The organism is Endozoicomonas sp. 8E (assembly GCF_032883915.1).
Classification (GTDB): Bacteria; Pseudomonadota; Gammaproteobacteria; order Pseudomonadales; family Endozoicomonadaceae; genus Endozoicomonas_A.
The window spans coordinates 1,135,581-1,152,698 of sequence record NZ_CP120717.1; the positions used below are offsets into that span (position 1 = coordinate 1,135,581).

The following is a 17,118-nucleotide window of genomic DNA, read 5'->3' on the forward strand; positions in this document are numbered from 1 at the left end:
TTATCAGGTATCCAATGACTCATAAATCGAATTCAAATTCACGGTACTCAAAAACTCTCCGGCAATTTTTGTCAGCTCGTCGTTTTTGAGTACCAGAGCATTGCTGGCATTATGTGCCTGTCGTAAGTAGGCATCCTCAATAAGTTCCTGACACTCGCGAGGGCTAGCAATATGCAACATCGCATACAGCTCTACCGGTGAGGATGGGTCATAAGTACCACATTCTTTACTCATAAAAGCACCTGCCCAGCAACAGCTTAAGCAACCGCCTTTCGAGTGTGTCACTTCATAAAGGTAATGACAGAAGGCCTGCTGAATTGCTTGTTTGCATTGCTTTTTTAACTTCTCCAAGAGCGTTTCTGCTTTCAATACCAGAGGGTAGGACTTTGATTTGAGCATTTCCAATACCTGCTTCCAGTTAGGGCTGCTATTAACTTTTCGCTGATACAGGGCTTCGGCTTTTTCTTCAATCACTGTCTTGTTCCAGGCAGGCTGCCCCATGAGAATCACCGGACGATGGTTCGCCTTGCCCGAGGTTAACTGCGGAAATGCGGGCCGTTGCTCCAGTATTCGTTCTATATTCGGAATACCCTCAGGTTGGTCTGTCCAGGCGTCTTCTATAGATGGATTGGCAATTTCACCTTCAAGAGATGACGAGCGCCCATCATGACAATGAGTGACGAAAAAGGCATTCTTTTTTTCCTCATGGATGGTGGCATTAACATTGCACGTCCGATTATCTTTTCCCCTGGAGAAGAATGTCTTATACCACTTTTTCAGGCAATGGCTGGCGTCAACCTTCAGTTCATCGACGTTGACCAGACGCACCAGTAGCTCATGATGTTGAAGCGGCATGATACCACCGTTCCGCTTGTTGGACACGGGATCCAACCAACCTGATAGCAGAGCTTCACGGGCAAAGCGAATAAACGAAGGCCTGGCCAAGTCAGTGTTCACAATATCTACCATTGAACGCAACCACTCGTAAGGGTATTCTCCGTTCTGTTCAACCATTTTTGAATGAAGTAGCCTGAGCGGTTCAGTGACCTGAACTTCATCATTGTCAGACAATATTTGAATGACTGCCTCGGGCATCGGTCTATAAGGAGGCTTGCCGAAATCCATCACTCTACCGAGCAGTCGATTCGTAGGATGGTCCAATGCTTCTGTCTTCAGCGACTCTAACAGCGAGACACCCAGGGAAAAACCGGCAAAACTTTTTTCTACCCAAAGCTTCTTTACTATTTCGATAATAAATCGATCGACTTGTGTAATAAATGGTAATAAACCGCCTGTCTCAACGGCTTTCTTCAGTTGCTCAAGGCTCATGTTAAAGGCTCTAGCCAGAGCTTGAATTTGTTCTGAATCAGCCTCTTCCAGAAGGTCCTGAAGATGCTTTGATGCAGCGTTCAAATCACAGAACTTCCCGGAATCAGGTGTAATTTTTGTCACCTCCCCGGGCGCTCCGCCCAAATCTACTGACTCCCAGGTTTGGCCTCCATCCACGGAATACTCGGGGAAGCAGTGGAAAAGGCTATCAATTTGCCGACAGGGAATCCCGAAGTAACGGCAAAAAGCAATAAAAACAGGCACGCGATGACGACAGCTACCTTGTCGTTTTGTTACGAGAAATTCAAAGAAATTTTCATGCTCTCCTGGTTTAGCTTCACCGGAGAACTGTTCGCAATATTCCGTGATTGCGTTAATTCGTTGCCTGGTGTCTTCAGGGCTTGCTATTGTCTGCAAAAGTGCCTGTATTTTGGGTGGATGTTCGCCAGTGTTATTAAAGTTATTAAGCAGTTCTTTCATTACGGACTTGATACTTTCTGTACAATCGACGTCAAAATGTATTGATCGTTCTGTTCGGGTTGCTTCAGTACCCGTTTTTTTGCCCGGCTTTGCGGGTTCTACGACATAAGTACATTGAAAACTCTGGAAGGCTTCGGCCTGGGGAATAAGCAGTGTATGAAGCCCGGTATATGTGTCCCTGATCAGTTTATGCGGCAAATAGGGCTCTATACGCAGGGCCACGATAGAGTCACTGGCCGTCAGGCTGGGTAAGGGATATTGGCCATTCTGTGATGACATCTTAAGGGTCGCCAGCGTTTGGTTTCTGGTTAATGTCATTTCATAATCATTACCTGATAACCGCCTGGGTGTGAGGGTTTCGACTCCCAGAAGGTGTTTACCATCAAGACTGATCTTTTTGATTTCTCCCCTGGCAGTGACACGAATATCTACTGCCCGCCAGCGATACATTTCGGGGGGATGCTGGGAATCAAAAATTTTGTAAAGTTCAACCTTTGGCGTCTCCTCATCCTCATAGTTGGTTATTTGGTCCAATGCAGGAGCTTCTTCTTCCTCAACTTCCGGGTCATACGGTTCAGTAGCGTCATTACCGCTAATCGCTGATGCTTCGTTAATAAATTCGTTTACCAAGTGGTCTGGCAGAGCGCTGATCTGATGCCAGAATCCGGGCCAGCATTGAACGTCACGAGCTTTCCATGCCTGTATCTGCTTATCAGCTTCCTCAAGGTAAGGTTGGTAAGCCGGCATTTTCAGCGTTTGTGCCTGTTCTTTGGTCAGGGGGAATACGCTATTGGCGTCCACTTCCGTACGGGCAAACACACGAGTGAACCAGCATTGCTGCCAGTGTCTGTACAGTACCTGTGTGAAAATATCGTCCGACTGATCCGGCTTCAGGGTAAGACCGGATGCTCGCCACCTGGACTGGGCCAGCCTCTTGATGATTTCCGTTTTGGCTTCCTCTTTATCCAGACGAGTGTTAAAACGAATTTCATGGCGTTTTTCATCAAGACTGTTGCGATGACTGCCTCGTATCAACCATGGGCGATTAATGCCGGATACCGTTTGGTAGAACCATTCGCTCATTTCAGGGTGAAGCGCTTCCTTATCCATGGCAATAGCTGATAGCCCGGGCAGTTCCTCCAGCGATAGGTTGGCGGCCATGAGATAAAGCCGGTAGTACTGATTGAGGTTTTGATGAACGGCTTTTTCGCTAAAATCGCCTCCTCTGGTGATAGCCCTGGCAACATTCTGCAGATCAAGGCTGGTCGGCCGCAATGGCAGTTTTTTGCGTTGCAGGTGTGCCCTTAAAAGACAATGTTTTTCTGTCAGCTTTTTAGCGACGAATGTCCCTTCTGAGGACTCTGGCAACGCTTTTTCGGCAATGGTCTGTAATTCTTCCGGGTTGTACTGCCGGATGGGCAAATGTCGAAAACGCCCTTTCAGTGCCGGTGATAAGGGTTTTCGCCCGCTGTACTCAGGCGGGTTGATGGTGGCAAACAGGTGGAAGCCGGGATGGGCGTCTCCGGCCAGAATATGGTTCAATTCACCTTCCAGATGTTGGCTGTCGATCAGATTCATTTCCGAAATCACCACGATACCGCCTTTCACTTTTGCCTTCTGGATCGTTTCACACACTTTGTCCCAGGAACAATCACAGGCATTCAGGTAAAAGACTTCCGGCATGGATTCTTGCCGTTGTTCAGCCTGCTGTTTGACACTTTCAATCACCAGGTTCAGCGTGGCATCTTTACCCCGCCCGGCCGGACCTTCAATCAGTGTTGCCTGACGACCGCCGTGTTTTCTTTCGAGATGATAAGCCTGCTGACAGCGGCTTAAATCCTGTCCAAGCTGTTGCACCAGTTCACGGACTGCCGAGCCGGAGGTATCAAAGTCTGGCCGGATTTTTTCGCTGACTGTACTGAAGGTCTGATGAATATCTGACAGGGTCTTGTTACGAACTTTGTCGCTCAGGGTGTTCTCCGGTTGGTAACGGGCAGCAAACCAGATTTCCAGTGCTGACAGGGCATCCTGATGAGTTTCGGTGATTTCCGGCCCCAGTACATCCCGAAAACTCTGTTGGATCAAACTGTTTATTTGCTCACAGGTCACACTGCCGCGTGCGGGCAGGGCACGATCCAGATACCAGCCCACCCAGCTGCAGATATCCGTTAAATCCCTGGGGGTAAACTCATGCTCGGGCAAGAGTTCCTGATAATGTTGCCAGAGTGCCATCACACTTTTGGTGGCACTGCGAGCAAAGTCGTTTATTTGATGCTCCAGCAGATGCTCTTGTAAATGCCTGACCAGAGCCGGTTCCACCACCCTGTCCCGAAGGAATGCCTGGTCCAGGCGTGGGTAGTAAGCCCTGGGCAATTTCTCTTTAAGAGCCGGGTCCATTTGGCGCCCGGCGTAATGATCCGGGTTACCGGTAAGAATCACCCGGTGTTTTGAGCTGACCCTGACAGGATGACCATTCACGTAAATGCAGGGTTCTCTTTCCCATAAGCCGTTCAATGATGCCAGTAATCCGGCTTTGGTCAGGTTGGCCTCGTCCAGCACCAGAGTGATGTACTCTCCTCCAGCACAGCCTCCGTCTTTGTCGGATTTGGTCTTGGCCCATTCCATCAATGCCCGGTTTTGCTGCATCATAGAGCGGTCGCCATCGGCGTGTTGTTGCCACTGCCAGCGTTTCATCAGGGTTTGATCGCTGTCAGAAGGTCCAAGGGAAATGACTGAAGCTTGTCCTGAAGCCTTGGCCATTTTGGCAGAAAAGTAACTTTTCCCGGTGCCGGTTTCTCCCTGCAGGAATATAACAGGAGAGTCCGTAAGCCGGTCATGGAGCCGGGACAATCGACGGCTTTCACGATCTTTCTGACTCATCTCGCCGTGATAAAGATCCTGAGCCAGTGCTGACAAGGACTTATCGGCGGAACTGTGCAATTGCAGCGATTCAGACAGTCGATGCTCTATACGTTCAATGTCTTCTGCTTTAGAATTCGCTGTTCTGGCCCTGTGAAAACAATCGGAGGCCAGCGCTCGAATGGTGTCGGATCGGGTCTGCCCCGGTGGCAGAATTAACTGCCAGCCGGAAGCCAGCGCATCTTGCAAACGTTTAATCTGTCTGGTTGGCCTGATCGCTAACGATTGCCAGGACTCTGCTTCCGCAGGATCGACTTTTAACTGATACGCCAATGCATCTCGTTTTTTTCCGGGCGCATGGGCCACGATCAAGGCACAGAGCCTGTCGAGAGTTTCTTTTTCATCCCGCCATGAAAATGGCTTTTTATAGGACAGTTGTAATTTTTCATTAAATACAACCGGGTCAAAGGCTCTGGCCAGTGACCACAGGTTCTGTCCCACAAAGGCTCTATCTAACGGCAGGGCACTGTTGATGATGGCGTTTATGCGATCCGGGTCTACCGAGGCGATTTGATGCTCATCTGGCAATAGCTGCTGACAAGCCACTTTCATAAAATCACGCACGGGCGGATGCTGCCGGGTACCATGGGTGATAACGCTGTCGATGGCCTTGCGCCAGTGACAGGGCAGGAGCTGCAGGGACTGGTCGACCTGTTGTGCCCGCCGGGCAGCCAGTATCAGGCTATTCAATAACTCTTCGGTTACTTCAGGAAGAGGGTTACACAGGTGGGCAGGTACGGTTTTAAAGGCTTGGTAAAGTTCATTAAGTGCTTGTTCAGGCAGTTCAGTCCGGGAGATTTCATGCTTGACGGCGTTGATATCCCAAAGATCGACTTCAGGACATGGCTTACTGGTGGCAACCATCGAACGAAATACGGAAGATGGACTTTTCACAGACTCAGGCCAAAGCATCGTGACATGAGCGTCCGGATAGGCCTGTAATTGCCCATTTACCAACAGCGGTTGGCCAACAACCAGAGGTTCCAGAAGCTGCTGAAGGGTTGGATTGCTTTCCAGCCCCCGCAATACTACCGGCTTACCAGCAGTCAATGCCTCCTGCAACTTAGTCTTGCGGTGTCCAAAATGGGCCTTTTGTTCCGAGGTGATATGGATATTATCAAATAGCTGGCTGAAGCTGGTTTGTTCATTGACCTGAATGACCAGGGGAGTTTGCGGGAGGTCATTGATCCAATGATTTGCCTGGGCAGATTGTTGATAAGTGACGGTATCAAAGGCAGCGTGATTTCTGACTTTTTCCGATGGGTTGGGCAGAGGGTATTTATCGTTTTCTGTTAAACCCAGGGCTTTCGGCTGTCCTTTTGCGTGAGCCACCTGAAGTCGGGGCTCAAGGCCTGTCGTCTCTCGAATAGTCTGCAGCGAACCCAGTAAACGAAACCAAAGTACCTCAGTAAGGGGAGACGTCAGGGTGACCACACCTCCCACCTGAACCTGTTCCAACAGGCGGGTGTTAGGAACTGCGTAGCCTTCCGGGGCGATGGCAATTGGGTTCAGCCATTGGACAATATTACTCTCGTTAATGATGATCGGTTTTGCTGATGCCTGCTCTTTATCAACTTTTTTGTCAAGAGAACGGGACAGACTTTGGAACAGTGAATGAAGCTCGTTATTTCTTACCGACATCTGATAGAACTGAACATCGTCGGGTAACGGACAGACTTCCCCATTGCTCTCAAAGCACTGTTGCGCCAGCATCTGTCGTATGGTCTGTTCAAAGGTCAGATCTTGCCAGTCGGCCCCTTTCAGAATCACCCGTTGCCCGGACCTCAATGACTCAAGCCTGCCGGGAAGATGCTGGATTCTTCCCTGTTTATCGACTCCGGGACCGCCCAGCAACAACTGTCGCCAGTTGCTGTGCAAGTGACAATCAATAACAATGCTATTGTCGTCATCCATAATGCTTTCGGCGCAGGGAATTTCCGCCAATAGCGGAGGAATCTCGTCGATGTCCATTGATGGGCCATTGCCCTTCTGAGCGTCAAACTGCCAGGTATTTTCCGGTCGATTAATTCGCCGCCAGAAATCAGCGCCAGGTGCGTCATCACGACTGCCAACCGATGCCAGCTGTGCAGGGTCTGCCAAGACCAATAGAGAAACATGGTTTCCCAGAGAGTGTTTTTTCTGGCTGACTTTGTCATACAGACAGGGGTTATTCGGGTCCAGTAAATCGTTAAATTTGGGCAGTTCCTCGCTGGTGAGTTTTCGGATATCCAGCACCAGAGTGAATGGTTGTGAACCCTCAAACAGCTTGCCTGAGCGCAGAGTCTGACGACCATCGTCGGAAATGCTCAAGCGGGTCACCAGGTTAGCCTGTGCGAGGTCATCGGGGTGGGAAATAAGGGTGACATCCCGGTGGTCATCGCAGGTCTGGGAAACCAAAATCTGACGAACCTCATCATCACGGGTGACAAAACGAAAATCGAAGGCATGAGGGGTTTTACGGAGTGAGGAATCCGTTGAGGATACGGTTCTTGCCCGGTCAGGTGACTTAATCTGAGGCGACGATACATTGAGTTTGGTAATGACATCAGAGCAGATCGCTACATCATTTGGCAGTAATTCCAGTTTTGGTTTCTTGACGGTTACGCCAGTATCAGAAACGCCATTATCAAGAATCGATTTGTGTATTTCCCTAATCCGACCATCCATGATCAATACCCCCCAACCAATATTTGAAAAACTGCATTTAATAAGTTGTTTTAATATTTGACCTTGAAATAGTACTAAAGTTCCTTTTTATTAGGCACGATCTTCCAGAGCGAAAAAACCTCTTGCTCTCTGACATGGTCATGAGTAGACCGCAAACTGGTGACTTGAAGGGTGCGGCTGCACGGGCTGAAGCAAAATTTGTCAATCCTGCCTTCTGTTTGCAAACGGGTCCTTTCCAGCCAGTTCCCGTCTGCCGTCAACCCGAACAGAATCAGGCTGTGCGTACACGTACTGGGAACTAGAGCCAGAAGGCAACCTTCCTGATTGAAATCTGCTTTAACGATGGAAAACCCGATGCGTTGATTGACCCACTCAACGGCGGCGGGTTCAGCGAATGGCTGACCGAAAGATTCAGCAAAAGGCTTACGTTGATAGAGATCAGTGTGGCCAGAAGGATCGTTACAAACAATGGTTTCAGCGCTGGGACTGGCTACTACCAGGGACTCAGCAGGAAAGGTTTGTGTCTGGCCCCAGATTCCCGACGCTGCCTTGCGCCAGATCGTCAGGCTTCCCTCGCTTTCCCGGATGAATTCACAAGGGTCCACAGAAAAATGAAAACCACCACCGCCACTCTGGGACTCCTCCCGATAAGAGAGTTGCCACTTGTCGTCTGTATCCAATTCCCAGATATTAAAACTTTTTTCGGAGGTGATAATCAGAAGCCGACCATCCTGGCTAAATTCAGGTCTAATAGAGAAATACCGGCTTGGCTGGTCACAGTATTCAATGATTCTCTTTTTTTCACGCCACTGCCCTTGCGGATCACAGGCAAAAATGACGACAAAGAAATAATCCCGTTCAATGGCAGCGTCGTAGGTATCATCGCCGGCATCCTCAAACCATGTGGCAAAATGACGGTTATCCGGGCTGAATTTCACATCGAGATCAAAGTCAAAGTCGCTCACTGTTTCGCCATTGGGCGTTTCTTTCAGATCATCAGCAGGATCTGAAACAACAATGTCGCCCGTTTGTGACCAGGATTTATCCTCTGCCCGACTCATCAACCTAATGTATGATCCGTCATAAAGCAGAAGATGATTGTTGTCGGGACTGAACAGCAAATGATGATTTTGGCCTGTGTTAATCTTGCCTCTATTGACCCACTGCCCATCAGCCCCCCGACCAAGAATAGCACCAGCTTCCCCTCTGTTAATACAGACCAGTGAACTGGCATCAGGTGACAAGTACATTTCATTCATGTACTTGACCTCATCTTGAGGAAAAACCTCACCCGTTGTCAGTTGTTGCTCAACCCACGAATCTTTCTTGCGTTCAAAAACAGACACTAAATGCTCTTTGCCGCTGTATTGGTAGCTAAGGGGTCCCCTTCGCATATGACCTCGGGGAACGCGATGCAGGACAAATAAAATATGGTCGGCCCGTTGATGACCATAACTGACGTAATCATTGTGTTTGATTTCAGCTTCCCTGACCCATTGACCGTCAGGATCCGGAGCCAGAATATCACTGGAGTCCTTCGACTTTCTCTCAATGATAATGGGAATATGATCACGCAGATGATGATAATGAACATCCAGGCTGCCAATGGGTATAAAGGTCAATGCGGCCCCATCAAGAATCTGCTGGCGCAAATGGCTGGCATAACAGGAGTAATAGGCCGGGCCCAGTTGCGCAGGGAAGTGGCGGTCAGAAAATATGGGCAATGTTCTGAGATACTCAAGGAGCAAATGACTGGACTGAATGATTGCCCGGCACGAAGACTGTCTTTGTCTGGTCAGAGAGAGAAAGTAATGGACCTCTTCCAGGCCGCATGACCTCAGGCGATCGCCCATTGTTGGCGATGTTTGCCCAAAATGATTGATATCGTTGATCGATAAATAGCTGGCGATTCTGTTGAACACTTCCACGGGCAAGCTAACCAGTCGGCTGTCGGAGCAAGTCGTAGCTGTTGCTGAATCCGTTGCGGATACGGTTCTCGTCTTGTCAGGCATCCTCGCCGGAGTTGACCATGGACTGAGTTTGGGAATGACATCAGAGACCTCTGCAATGTTTGACGGTACATCTTGCTTTGCTCTGTTGGCTGGTGGCTCACTATTTGGAAAGGGAGTGTTGCTTTTCTCATTAATCCGGCCATCCATCGTGAACTTCTCTCCTGTCATCTAGAGGACTGTATTGAAATTGTCTGGTGATATGACCTTCAGAAAGGAGAAAAGTTCTATTTGGATGATAACCCGTAACCAGTGGAAGAAATCGGCAATGGGTTAACTCATCGGATTTCAGTATCAGAGCATTACCGGCCTAGTACATAACTCCAGTTTCTTTGTCCTGCAGCAATGCCGGAATTTTCCATTCTGGCATTCTTCTCCCTGATTCAGATCAGGGTGACCTATGCCAGCTCAATACCGTATCCGCCTGTCCATAGACGAACAGCAGCAATTAAAAGACCTCATTCACCAGACCAAGGTGGCCAAGCATAAACGTATTCATGCCCAGATCCTCCTGTGTCTCGATGAAAACGGGCCAAAACTGACGGAGCTCCAGACCAGCCAAACCTGTGGTGTTTCAACGAAAACGGTTCAGAGAACACGCAAACGCTGTGTACTTGAAGGGCTGGATATTGCTGTTAATAGCAAGTTCAATGGCATTGCCCGCCCAAGAAAACTCCAGGGGGAGCAGCAGGCGGCATTGACAGCTCTGGCTTGCTCAACACCACCAGAAGGTCATAGCCGCTGGACGCTACAGCTTCTCGCTGACCGTATGGTTGAGTTGGAGCATGTCAATTCCATCTCGCATCAAACCATTGGCCGAGAGTTAAAAAAAACGAGTTGAAGCCTTGGCAGAAAAAGGAGTGGTGTATTCCAAAAAAAGCAAACGCAGAATTTGTTTGCGCTATGGAACGTGTTTTGGATGTTTATCAACAACCACATGATCCGAATCGACCACTGATCTGTATGGATGAGAGCAGTAAGCAGCATACTTTGGAGGTCAGGACTCCACTCCCTATGAAGCCTGGCCAACCCCTAAAATATGACAATGAGTATGAGCGCAATGGTGTGAGTTCTCTCTTCATGTTTTTTGCGCCACTGGAAGGTTGGCGACATATCGAGGTGACTGATAGCCGAACTGCCTGCGACTGGGCTCACCAGATCAAACAGCTGGTTGATGTTCACTTCCCAAAAGCTGATGTCATCCGTCTTGTCATGGATAACCTGAACACACATACACCTGCATCTCTTTATAAAGCCTTTGAACCAGGAGAGGCTCATCGGTTGGCCAGTAAGTTGGAAATCATCTATACACCCAAGCATGGAAGCTGGCTCAACATGGCAGAGATTGAATTGAGTATTCTCAGTCGTCAGTGTTTAAGTAGACGCATACCCGATCAGGCCGCACTGAAATCAGAGATTGAAGCGTGGGAGTCCCAGCGTAATGGTGTAGAAAGCAAAATGGAATGGCGATTTACGACCGAGGATGCTCGGGTAAAACTCAAGAAGCTTTACCCGACGATCAAATCGGAGTGATGTACTAGTCTGAATAGTCATCCTGCCCTGTGAAGGCCAGTTCATCAGGCATGATCTGCCAGAGCGGATAAAACTCTTGCGCTTTAACACCGCCAGTGGCTGGGCGTAAACAACGATCACATAGCTCTCTTTGCGTCATAAGTGTTTGATATTCATTCATATTGATCCTCCAATATATTTCAGTTGCAATAGTCCCATTTTGGGACTGTTGTTAACTTTATGAGAATCATTGCCTTATCGAAACTGAAAGCTTTCTGGGAAGAACACCCAGAGTGCATGGATGCTAAAGAGCCAACGCTCGCCTGGTATCGACATGTGTTAGCCGCCGATTGGAGCACACCAGCTGATAAAGCAGGACTTCAGAAATGCCAGCATCCTCAAAGATGAACGAGTGGTTTTCAATATTGCAGGCAACAAGTACCGACTGGTCGTTTGGATCAACTACGCCTACCGTGTGATGTACATCCGGTTCATCGGCACCCATGCGCAATACGACAAAATTGATGTACAAACTATATAATTGCCGAAGGAAAAATTATGGACATCAAACCGATTAAAACTGATGCCGACTACCGAGCGGCATTAAAAGAAATTGAAAGCTTGATGATGGCAGGTCCTGACACTCCCGAAGGTGAAAAGCTGGATATCATGGTCACACTAATCGAAGCTTATGAGGCCAGGCATTTCCCTATGGATCTACCTGATCCTGTTGAAGCCATCAAGTTCGAAATGGAGCGCAAAGGTTTAACAGTAAAAGACCTCGAGCCAATGATTGGTAAAAGCAACCGAGTCTATGAGATTCTCAGCCATAAACGTTCGCTTACACTAAAAATGATCTGGAATCTGCATAAAGGTTTGGGTATTCCTGCTGAATCCTTGATCAAACCACCTCAAGCGCATACTTAAGACTGATGGATTCCAAAGGCGGATCTAAGCATGTAAAGCCGAACGCTGAGAATCGGCGGACGCGGGCATCAATTCTTGAAGGCATTGATAACCGCACTGTTCTGCAATATAAACGCTACAAACATTAACAATCTGGTTACACAACTGAAGCATAGAACCGCTATCTTCAGTCGTCATGAATTTCCCACCACTACCCTGATAGCTTCAATGAACAATCATACTGGTTATATTTTCCCAGTTGTGATTGTTCCTATGGGAGAAGATAAAGGTCGAATCGAAGATGCAGTAGATAGTTGCTATGAAATTCATTCTGGATTGAAAATTACTGTTTCTCGTCCAATTAATTATGATCCTGAGAATTTCGAAAATGCCGCTACTAAAAATCTAACATAATCTGTAATTATGTAGACTTATCTACGCCGTCGACATGGATGCACGACGAATCGTGTCTGACTCCACTCTTGCGTAGGGTTTAGGGTCGAGCTGTAACGTGTCTCGACCATAATTATCAAGGTTAAAACTCGCACTGTAATCCCTATCATGCAGAGTTTTACATTTTGGACACCGCCACTCACGATCAGACAGAGTAAGATTGTCATTTACGTAGTCGCAAGTATGAACCGCACACTTCTTCGAGCTGGGAAAGAACCGATCTGCAATCACAACCTGGCATCCTCTCAGCTCTGCCTTGTATTCAACAAGTTCTCTCAGCTTACCGAAACCTGCGTCACTGATTGCTCTTGCCAGTTTGCGGTTTTTACCATGCCTTTGACATTCAGATTTTCGAGGGTGATTATTTTGAATCTTGAAGTCAGATAATCACTTACCTCATGTATTGCGGCTGATCGCTGGTTACTTATCCGGTAATGCAGTTTGGCAACCGCTCGCTTGGCTTTCGCGTAGCGGTTGCTTCCCTTTGTTTTGCGGCTTAACGCTCTCTGTTTACTGTTAAGGCGTTTCAGAGAGCCCTTCAGTTTCTGATTAGCAGCAAAGGTTTTGCCATTCGAACAAATCGCTAAATCTTTGACGCCAAAATCAACGCCTACAGACTCATTGCTTTGTGCTTTTGGTTCGTAATCCTCAGTGTCTACCAAAATAGAAGCGAAATACTTTCCGGCTCGCTTACTGATCGTCACCTGACAGGGTGTTCCTGTAAATCTCAGCTCCTGGCGCATCTTGATGCGGGTTTTCAGTTTCTCAATGCGAAGTGTTCTGCCATCAACATCGAACTTGGGTTTTTCTCTGAGAGAAAAACTGTCGTGTAGTCCTCGCTTCTTGAATCTTGGATAACCTGCTTTTTCTCCTTTCTTCACCCGACGAAAGAAGTGAGTAAAGGCGTCATGAAGATCGTCGATTGTGTTCCTGGTGACACGTTGGCTGACTTCGGCATACCAGGGAAACTCAAGCCTGAGTTCTTGGTATTTTTCATTCGCAGCCTTCTTTGACCATTTAACGCCTTCTTGATTGAAATGGGCTAACAGTTGATTGAACGCATGACGACGGGAACCACAAGCCCTATCAAGATAATCGGCTTGTTGTTTTGTCGGTCTGAGTTCAATCTTGTGAGCTAACAACATCTCGCAAAGTCTCAAGCATTTTTTCGTATAACCTGAGTTCGCCAACCTTCTATAGAACAGTAGGCTTCCAGTAACTCTTGCTGCCTGTCTAAGTCTGGCTTTTGGTCGTGACTGGATACTCTGCAATAGCAAAGCGTAGGCGCAGCTTCGTTACTGTAGCCCATCAATTCAGACACGTCGTAGTAACAAGTTCCAACTTTGGTCTTTCTGGCAGGAAGCAGCTCACCTGTACTTTCCGATTTTCGTAGTGTTACTGGGTCTGTACCATGCAAACGAGCTGCCTCACCTATCTTCAGTAATCACTTATCCATGCTTGAGATTTTATAAGATAGTTTTAGATTATAATAGATTTCTGCGAACTGTTTTTAACCCTTATTCATGGAAAGTTCGTTTGGGAGTATCCCGGTTGTGAGTACATAAAGGACATCCTGCAGGAAGCTATCAATAGCATATAGGAGCGCACCAATGAGCAACAATAGCAAATTTGTAGACGAGGCTCTCTCAGATATAGATGATTTATTTGATAATGATGAGAGCATCATTAAAATAAAATTGACTGAGCAGCAGATAGAAATGGCAAAAAAATTACAAGCTGCTTTGCATTTGTCAAAAGATGTATTTTTTAATACTCTTGCCAACTATGGTGCATACTCTTGTTCTAAAGATGACTTTGATGAAAACGAATTTCCATCATCAATGGAAGGAGTAGAAATCGACTTTAATGTGTCAACTGAATCGGAAACTGAATTGGAAAAACATCCAGAATATATGAATGAACTTATAACTGTTTTCGGCTTAATCAAAATGAGCCAAAGTTTGTTATGATTACTCTCAATAAAACTCAAGCAATTAATTTAGCTGACTCAATCGTTTCATTAGATAGTAGAGGCAAACAAGAAATTGGTCGTAGGTTTGCCTATCGGCTGGGGTTCACACCTGGCCCTCTTGGGCCTGATGACGGCATAGACGGTGAGTTTTTATATAATGGATTATTTTGCCATTTTCAATCTAAAATGAGTCGCACACCGTTAGATAAAGATGAGGCAAGGAAATACTACTCAGATATAAAAGCTCATAAAGCAGAATGGAGCATCATGTTATCTGGTTTTGGTTTCAAAGATACTTTTTATTCCAGGTTAGATATGCACGATGACTTGCAAAGGGATAAGATATACCTTCTTACTTTGGTAGATGTTTTTACTAAAAGTGAATTATTTTTACAAGCAGCTAATAATATCCCGCCTCTATTCAATATCACTTCCATTGATTGGAGTAACTATTAAAGAGAAGCCTAACGAATACGGATAGATTGTGCGCAGCCGCAATCTTATCCGGTTGTTGAGCAAGCCCGGATTTGACAGCCATTCAGTATGGTTTATGGGAAATAGCTTTTCTTACAAGTACTTCGTCGATGTGCCTCAGCGCATCAGTTACCATTCGGCTTGAGATATCCGAGAGCTAGTTCTGCGAATTTGGAAAGATAAATTCGGGGTCATTCCGTTAAAATCCGATCTCGACAAGTAGGGGGAGTCTGTGCCCCCTGCTTGAACGCTTGCTCAGCACAAAGCATTACCGGCCTGGTCTGAAAAGTCATCCCGCTCAGCGAAAGCCAGTTCGTTGGGCATGATCTGCCAGAGCGAATAAAACTCTCGCCTTCTGGCACAGCTGTCAGGGCGCAAAGTGTAGACTTGAATGGAGCGGCTGCACGGGCTGAAGCAGAATTTGTAAATCCTGCCTTCTGTTTGCAAACGGGCCCTTTCCAGCCAGCTCCCGTCTGCCGTCAACCCGAACAGAATCAGACTGCGCGTATCCGTCCCGGGAACCACAGCCAGAAGGCAGCCTTCCTGATTGAAATCTGCCTTTTTGATGGAAAACCCGATGCGTTGATTGACCCACTCAACGGCGGCGGGTTCACTGAATGGCTGACCGAAAGATTCAGCAATAGGCTGACGTTGATAGAGATCAGTGTGTCCGGCAGGGTCGTTACAAACAATGGTTTCACCGCTGGGACTGGTTACCACCAGGGACTCAGCCGAAAATGTCTGTGTCTTGCCCCAGGTACCGGACGCTGCCTTGCGCCAGATCGTTACCTCACCCCCGCTTCTTCTGATGAATTCACAAGGGTCCACAGAAAATTGAATTTCACCACCGCCGTCTTCGGGCTCCTCCCGTTTAGATTGCTGCCACTGGTCGTCAGTTAATTCCCAGATATCAATACTGTCCTCGGTGGTGATAATCAGAAGCCGACCATCGGGGCTAAATTCAGGTTTAAGCTCGAAATACCGGGTTGGCTGGTCACAGTATTCAATGATTCTCTGTTTTTCACGCCACTGCCCTTGAGGGTCAAAGGCAAAAATGACGACAAAGAAATAATCCCGTTCAATATCACCGTGATGGGAATCATTGCCGGCATCCTCAAACCATGTGGCAAAATGGCGGTTATCCGGACTGAATACAACATGAAGATCAAACTCAAAATCGCTCACTTTTTCGCCACTGGGCATTTCTTTCAGATCATCAGCAGGATCTTTAACAGTAATGTGACCCGTGTTTGACCAGGATCCATCGTCTGCCTTGCTCATCAGCCTGATGCGTGAGTTATTACCATAAAGCACAAGATGATTGCTGTCGGCACTGAATAGCCGATGAAAAAGACGTGTATTAATGTTGCCTTTATTGATCCACTGTCCATCTGCACCCCGACCCAGAATAGCTACAGCTCGCCACTGGTTAATACAGACCAGTGTCCTGGCATCAGGTGACAGGTGCATGATATCGATATCCTGATACTTACATTTAGGAAAAACCTCACCCGTTGTCAGTTGTTGCTCAACCCACGTATCGTTCTTGCGTTCATAAACGGACAGACAATGCCCTTTGCCGTTGCATTGGTAGCTTAAAGGTCCAGATCGTATAAGAGTTCGCGGAAAGGGTTGCCGGACAAATAAAATATGGTCGGCCTGCTGATGCCCATAACTGACATGGTCGTCGTGTTTGATCTCAGCTTCCCTGACCCAATGGCCATCAGGGTCCTGGGCCAGAATATCACTGTAGTTCTCCGCCTTTTTCTCAATGATGATGGGAATATGATCACGCAGATGATGTTTAAAGCTATGAATATTTATGCTGTCAGAGGGTATAAGGGTCAGTGTGACCCCATCAAGAATCTGCTGGCGCAAATGGCTGGCATAAAAGGAGTAAAAGGCCGGGCCCAGTTGCGCGGGGAAATGACAAACAGAAAATATGGACAATGTCCTGAGGTACTCAAGGAGTAAATGACTGGACTGAATGATTGCCCGACACTCAGTTTGCCTTTGTCTGGTCTGGGAGAGGAAGTGATGGACCTCTTCCAGACCGCATGACCTCAGGCGATCGTCCATTGTCGGCGATGATTGCCCAAAATGATTGATATCTTCGATGGCTAAATAGCTGGCGATTTTCTCCAGCACTTCCAGAGGCAAGCTGGCCCACTGGCGGTCGAAACAAGTCATAGCCGTTGCTGAATCCGTTGCGGATACGGTTCTCGTCTTGTCCGGCAGCCTGACCGGAGTTGACCATGGACTGAGTTTGGGAATGACATCAGAGACCTCTGCAATGTTTGACGGTGCATCTTGCTTTGCTCTGTTGGCTGTCGCGCCACAATAAGGAACGGGTTCGTTTATCTTCCCGCCAGTCAGACCATCCATAGTTAATCTCCC

12 protein-coding genes and 1 pseudogene are annotated in these 17,118 nt (G+C 47.5%); 6 read left to right on the plus strand and 7 right to left on the minus strand.

Features of this window, described 5'->3' with window-relative positions; translation table 11 throughout:
* Nucleotides 1–3: 3 nt before the first annotated feature.
* Both P6910_RS04185 and P6910_RS04190 read right to left on the minus strand, forming a co-directional pair.
* The gene (locus P6910_RS04185; protein ID WP_317145032.1) at nucleotides 4–7,395 is read right to left on the minus strand and encodes an AAA family ATPase; all 7,392 of its coding nucleotides are present in this window, start codon (nucleotides 7,393–7,395) and stop codon (nucleotides 4–6) included.
* A gap of 74 nt (nucleotides 7,396–7,469) precedes the next feature.
* Nucleotides 7,470–9,554, minus strand: coding sequence for a hypothetical protein (locus P6910_RS04190; RefSeq protein ID WP_317145033.1), 2,085 nt, complete (start codon nucleotides 9,552–9,554; stop codon nucleotides 7,470–7,472).
* A gap of 250 nt (nucleotides 9,555–9,804) precedes the next feature.
* Between P6910_RS04190 and P6910_RS04195 the strand changes: the two genes are divergently transcribed.
* A protein-coding gene (locus tag P6910_RS04195; RefSeq protein ID WP_317141894.1) for an IS630 family transposase occupies nucleotides 9,805–10,937 on the plus strand; the annotation gives its coding sequence in 2 pieces (ribosomal slippage) (nucleotides 9,805–10,225 and nucleotides 10,225–10,937; 1,134 coding nt in all).
* Nucleotides 10,938–10,941: 4 nt separating this feature from the next.
* On the opposite strand, the gene P6910_RS04200 is transcribed toward P6910_RS04195, so the two are convergent.
* A complete protein-coding gene (locus tag P6910_RS04200; protein ID WP_317145034.1) occupies nucleotides 10,942–11,097 on the minus strand; it encodes a hypothetical protein in 156 nt (51 codons plus the stop codon).
* 59 nt (nucleotides 11,098–11,156) lie between these two features.
* Here P6910_RS04200 and P6910_RS04205 point away from each other — a divergent pair.
* The 3 genes and pseudogenes from P6910_RS04205 (at nucleotide 11,157) to P6910_RS04215 (ending at nucleotide 12,236) form a co-directional block, all read left to right on the plus strand.
* Nucleotides 11,157–11,457 (plus strand): annotated as a pseudogene (locus P6910_RS04205) (type II toxin-antitoxin system HigB family toxin).
* Between the two features lie 17 nt (nucleotides 11,458–11,474).
* The gene (locus P6910_RS04210) at nucleotides 11,475–11,843 is read left to right on the plus strand and encodes a transcriptional regulator (protein WP_317145035.1); all 369 of its coding nucleotides are present in this window, start codon (nucleotides 11,475–11,477) and stop codon (nucleotides 11,841–11,843) included.
* A 207-nt stretch (nucleotides 11,844–12,050) separates the two neighbouring features.
* On the plus strand, nucleotides 12,051–12,236 hold the full coding sequence (locus P6910_RS04215) for a hypothetical protein (RefSeq protein ID WP_317145036.1): 186 nt from the start codon (nucleotides 12,051–12,053) through the stop codon (nucleotides 12,234–12,236).
* A gap of 21 nt (nucleotides 12,237–12,257) precedes the next feature.
* Here P6910_RS04215 and P6910_RS04220 read toward each other — a convergent pair whose 3' ends face one another.
* Genes P6910_RS04220 through P6910_RS04230 form a run of 3 tightly spaced genes read right to left on the minus strand, consistent with a single transcriptional unit; the run spans nucleotide 12,258 to nucleotide 13,692 of the window.
* Complete coding sequence (locus P6910_RS04220; RefSeq protein WP_317145037.1) at nucleotides 12,258–12,506, minus strand: zinc ribbon domain-containing protein; 249 nt, start codon at nucleotides 12,504–12,506, stop codon at nucleotides 12,258–12,260.
* A 44-nt stretch (nucleotides 12,507–12,550) separates the two neighbouring features.
* Nucleotides 12,551–13,420 (minus strand): transposase, encoded by an 870-nt coding sequence (locus P6910_RS04225; RefSeq protein WP_317145038.1) that lies wholly within the window; start codon nucleotides 13,418–13,420, stop codon nucleotides 12,551–12,553.
* An 11-nt stretch (nucleotides 13,421–13,431) separates the two neighbouring features.
* Nucleotides 13,432–13,692, minus strand: a complete 261-nt coding sequence (locus P6910_RS04230; RefSeq protein WP_317143674.1) for a recombinase family protein — start codon at nucleotides 13,690–13,692, stop codon at nucleotides 13,432–13,434.
* Nucleotides 13,693–13,885: 193 nt separating this feature from the next.
* Here P6910_RS04230 and P6910_RS04235 point away from each other — a divergent pair, with 193 nt between their 5' ends.
* Complete coding sequence (locus P6910_RS04235) at nucleotides 13,886–14,245, plus strand: hypothetical protein (RefSeq protein WP_317145039.1); 360 nt, start codon at nucleotides 13,886–13,888, stop codon at nucleotides 14,243–14,245.
* Nucleotides 14,242–14,703, plus strand: a complete 462-nt coding sequence (locus P6910_RS04240; RefSeq protein WP_317145040.1) for a hypothetical protein — start codon at nucleotides 14,242–14,244, stop codon at nucleotides 14,701–14,703. Before P6910_RS04235 ends, P6910_RS04240 begins: the two co-directional genes overlap by 4 nt.
* Nucleotides 14,704–14,976: 273 nt before the next feature.
* Here the strand turns inward: P6910_RS04240 and P6910_RS04245 are convergent, their stop codons facing one another.
* Nucleotides 14,977–17,106 (minus strand): hypothetical protein, encoded by a 2,130-nt coding sequence (locus P6910_RS04245; protein ID WP_317145041.1) that lies wholly within the window; start codon nucleotides 17,104–17,106, stop codon nucleotides 14,977–14,979.
* Nucleotides 17,107–17,118: the final 12 nt, after the last annotated feature.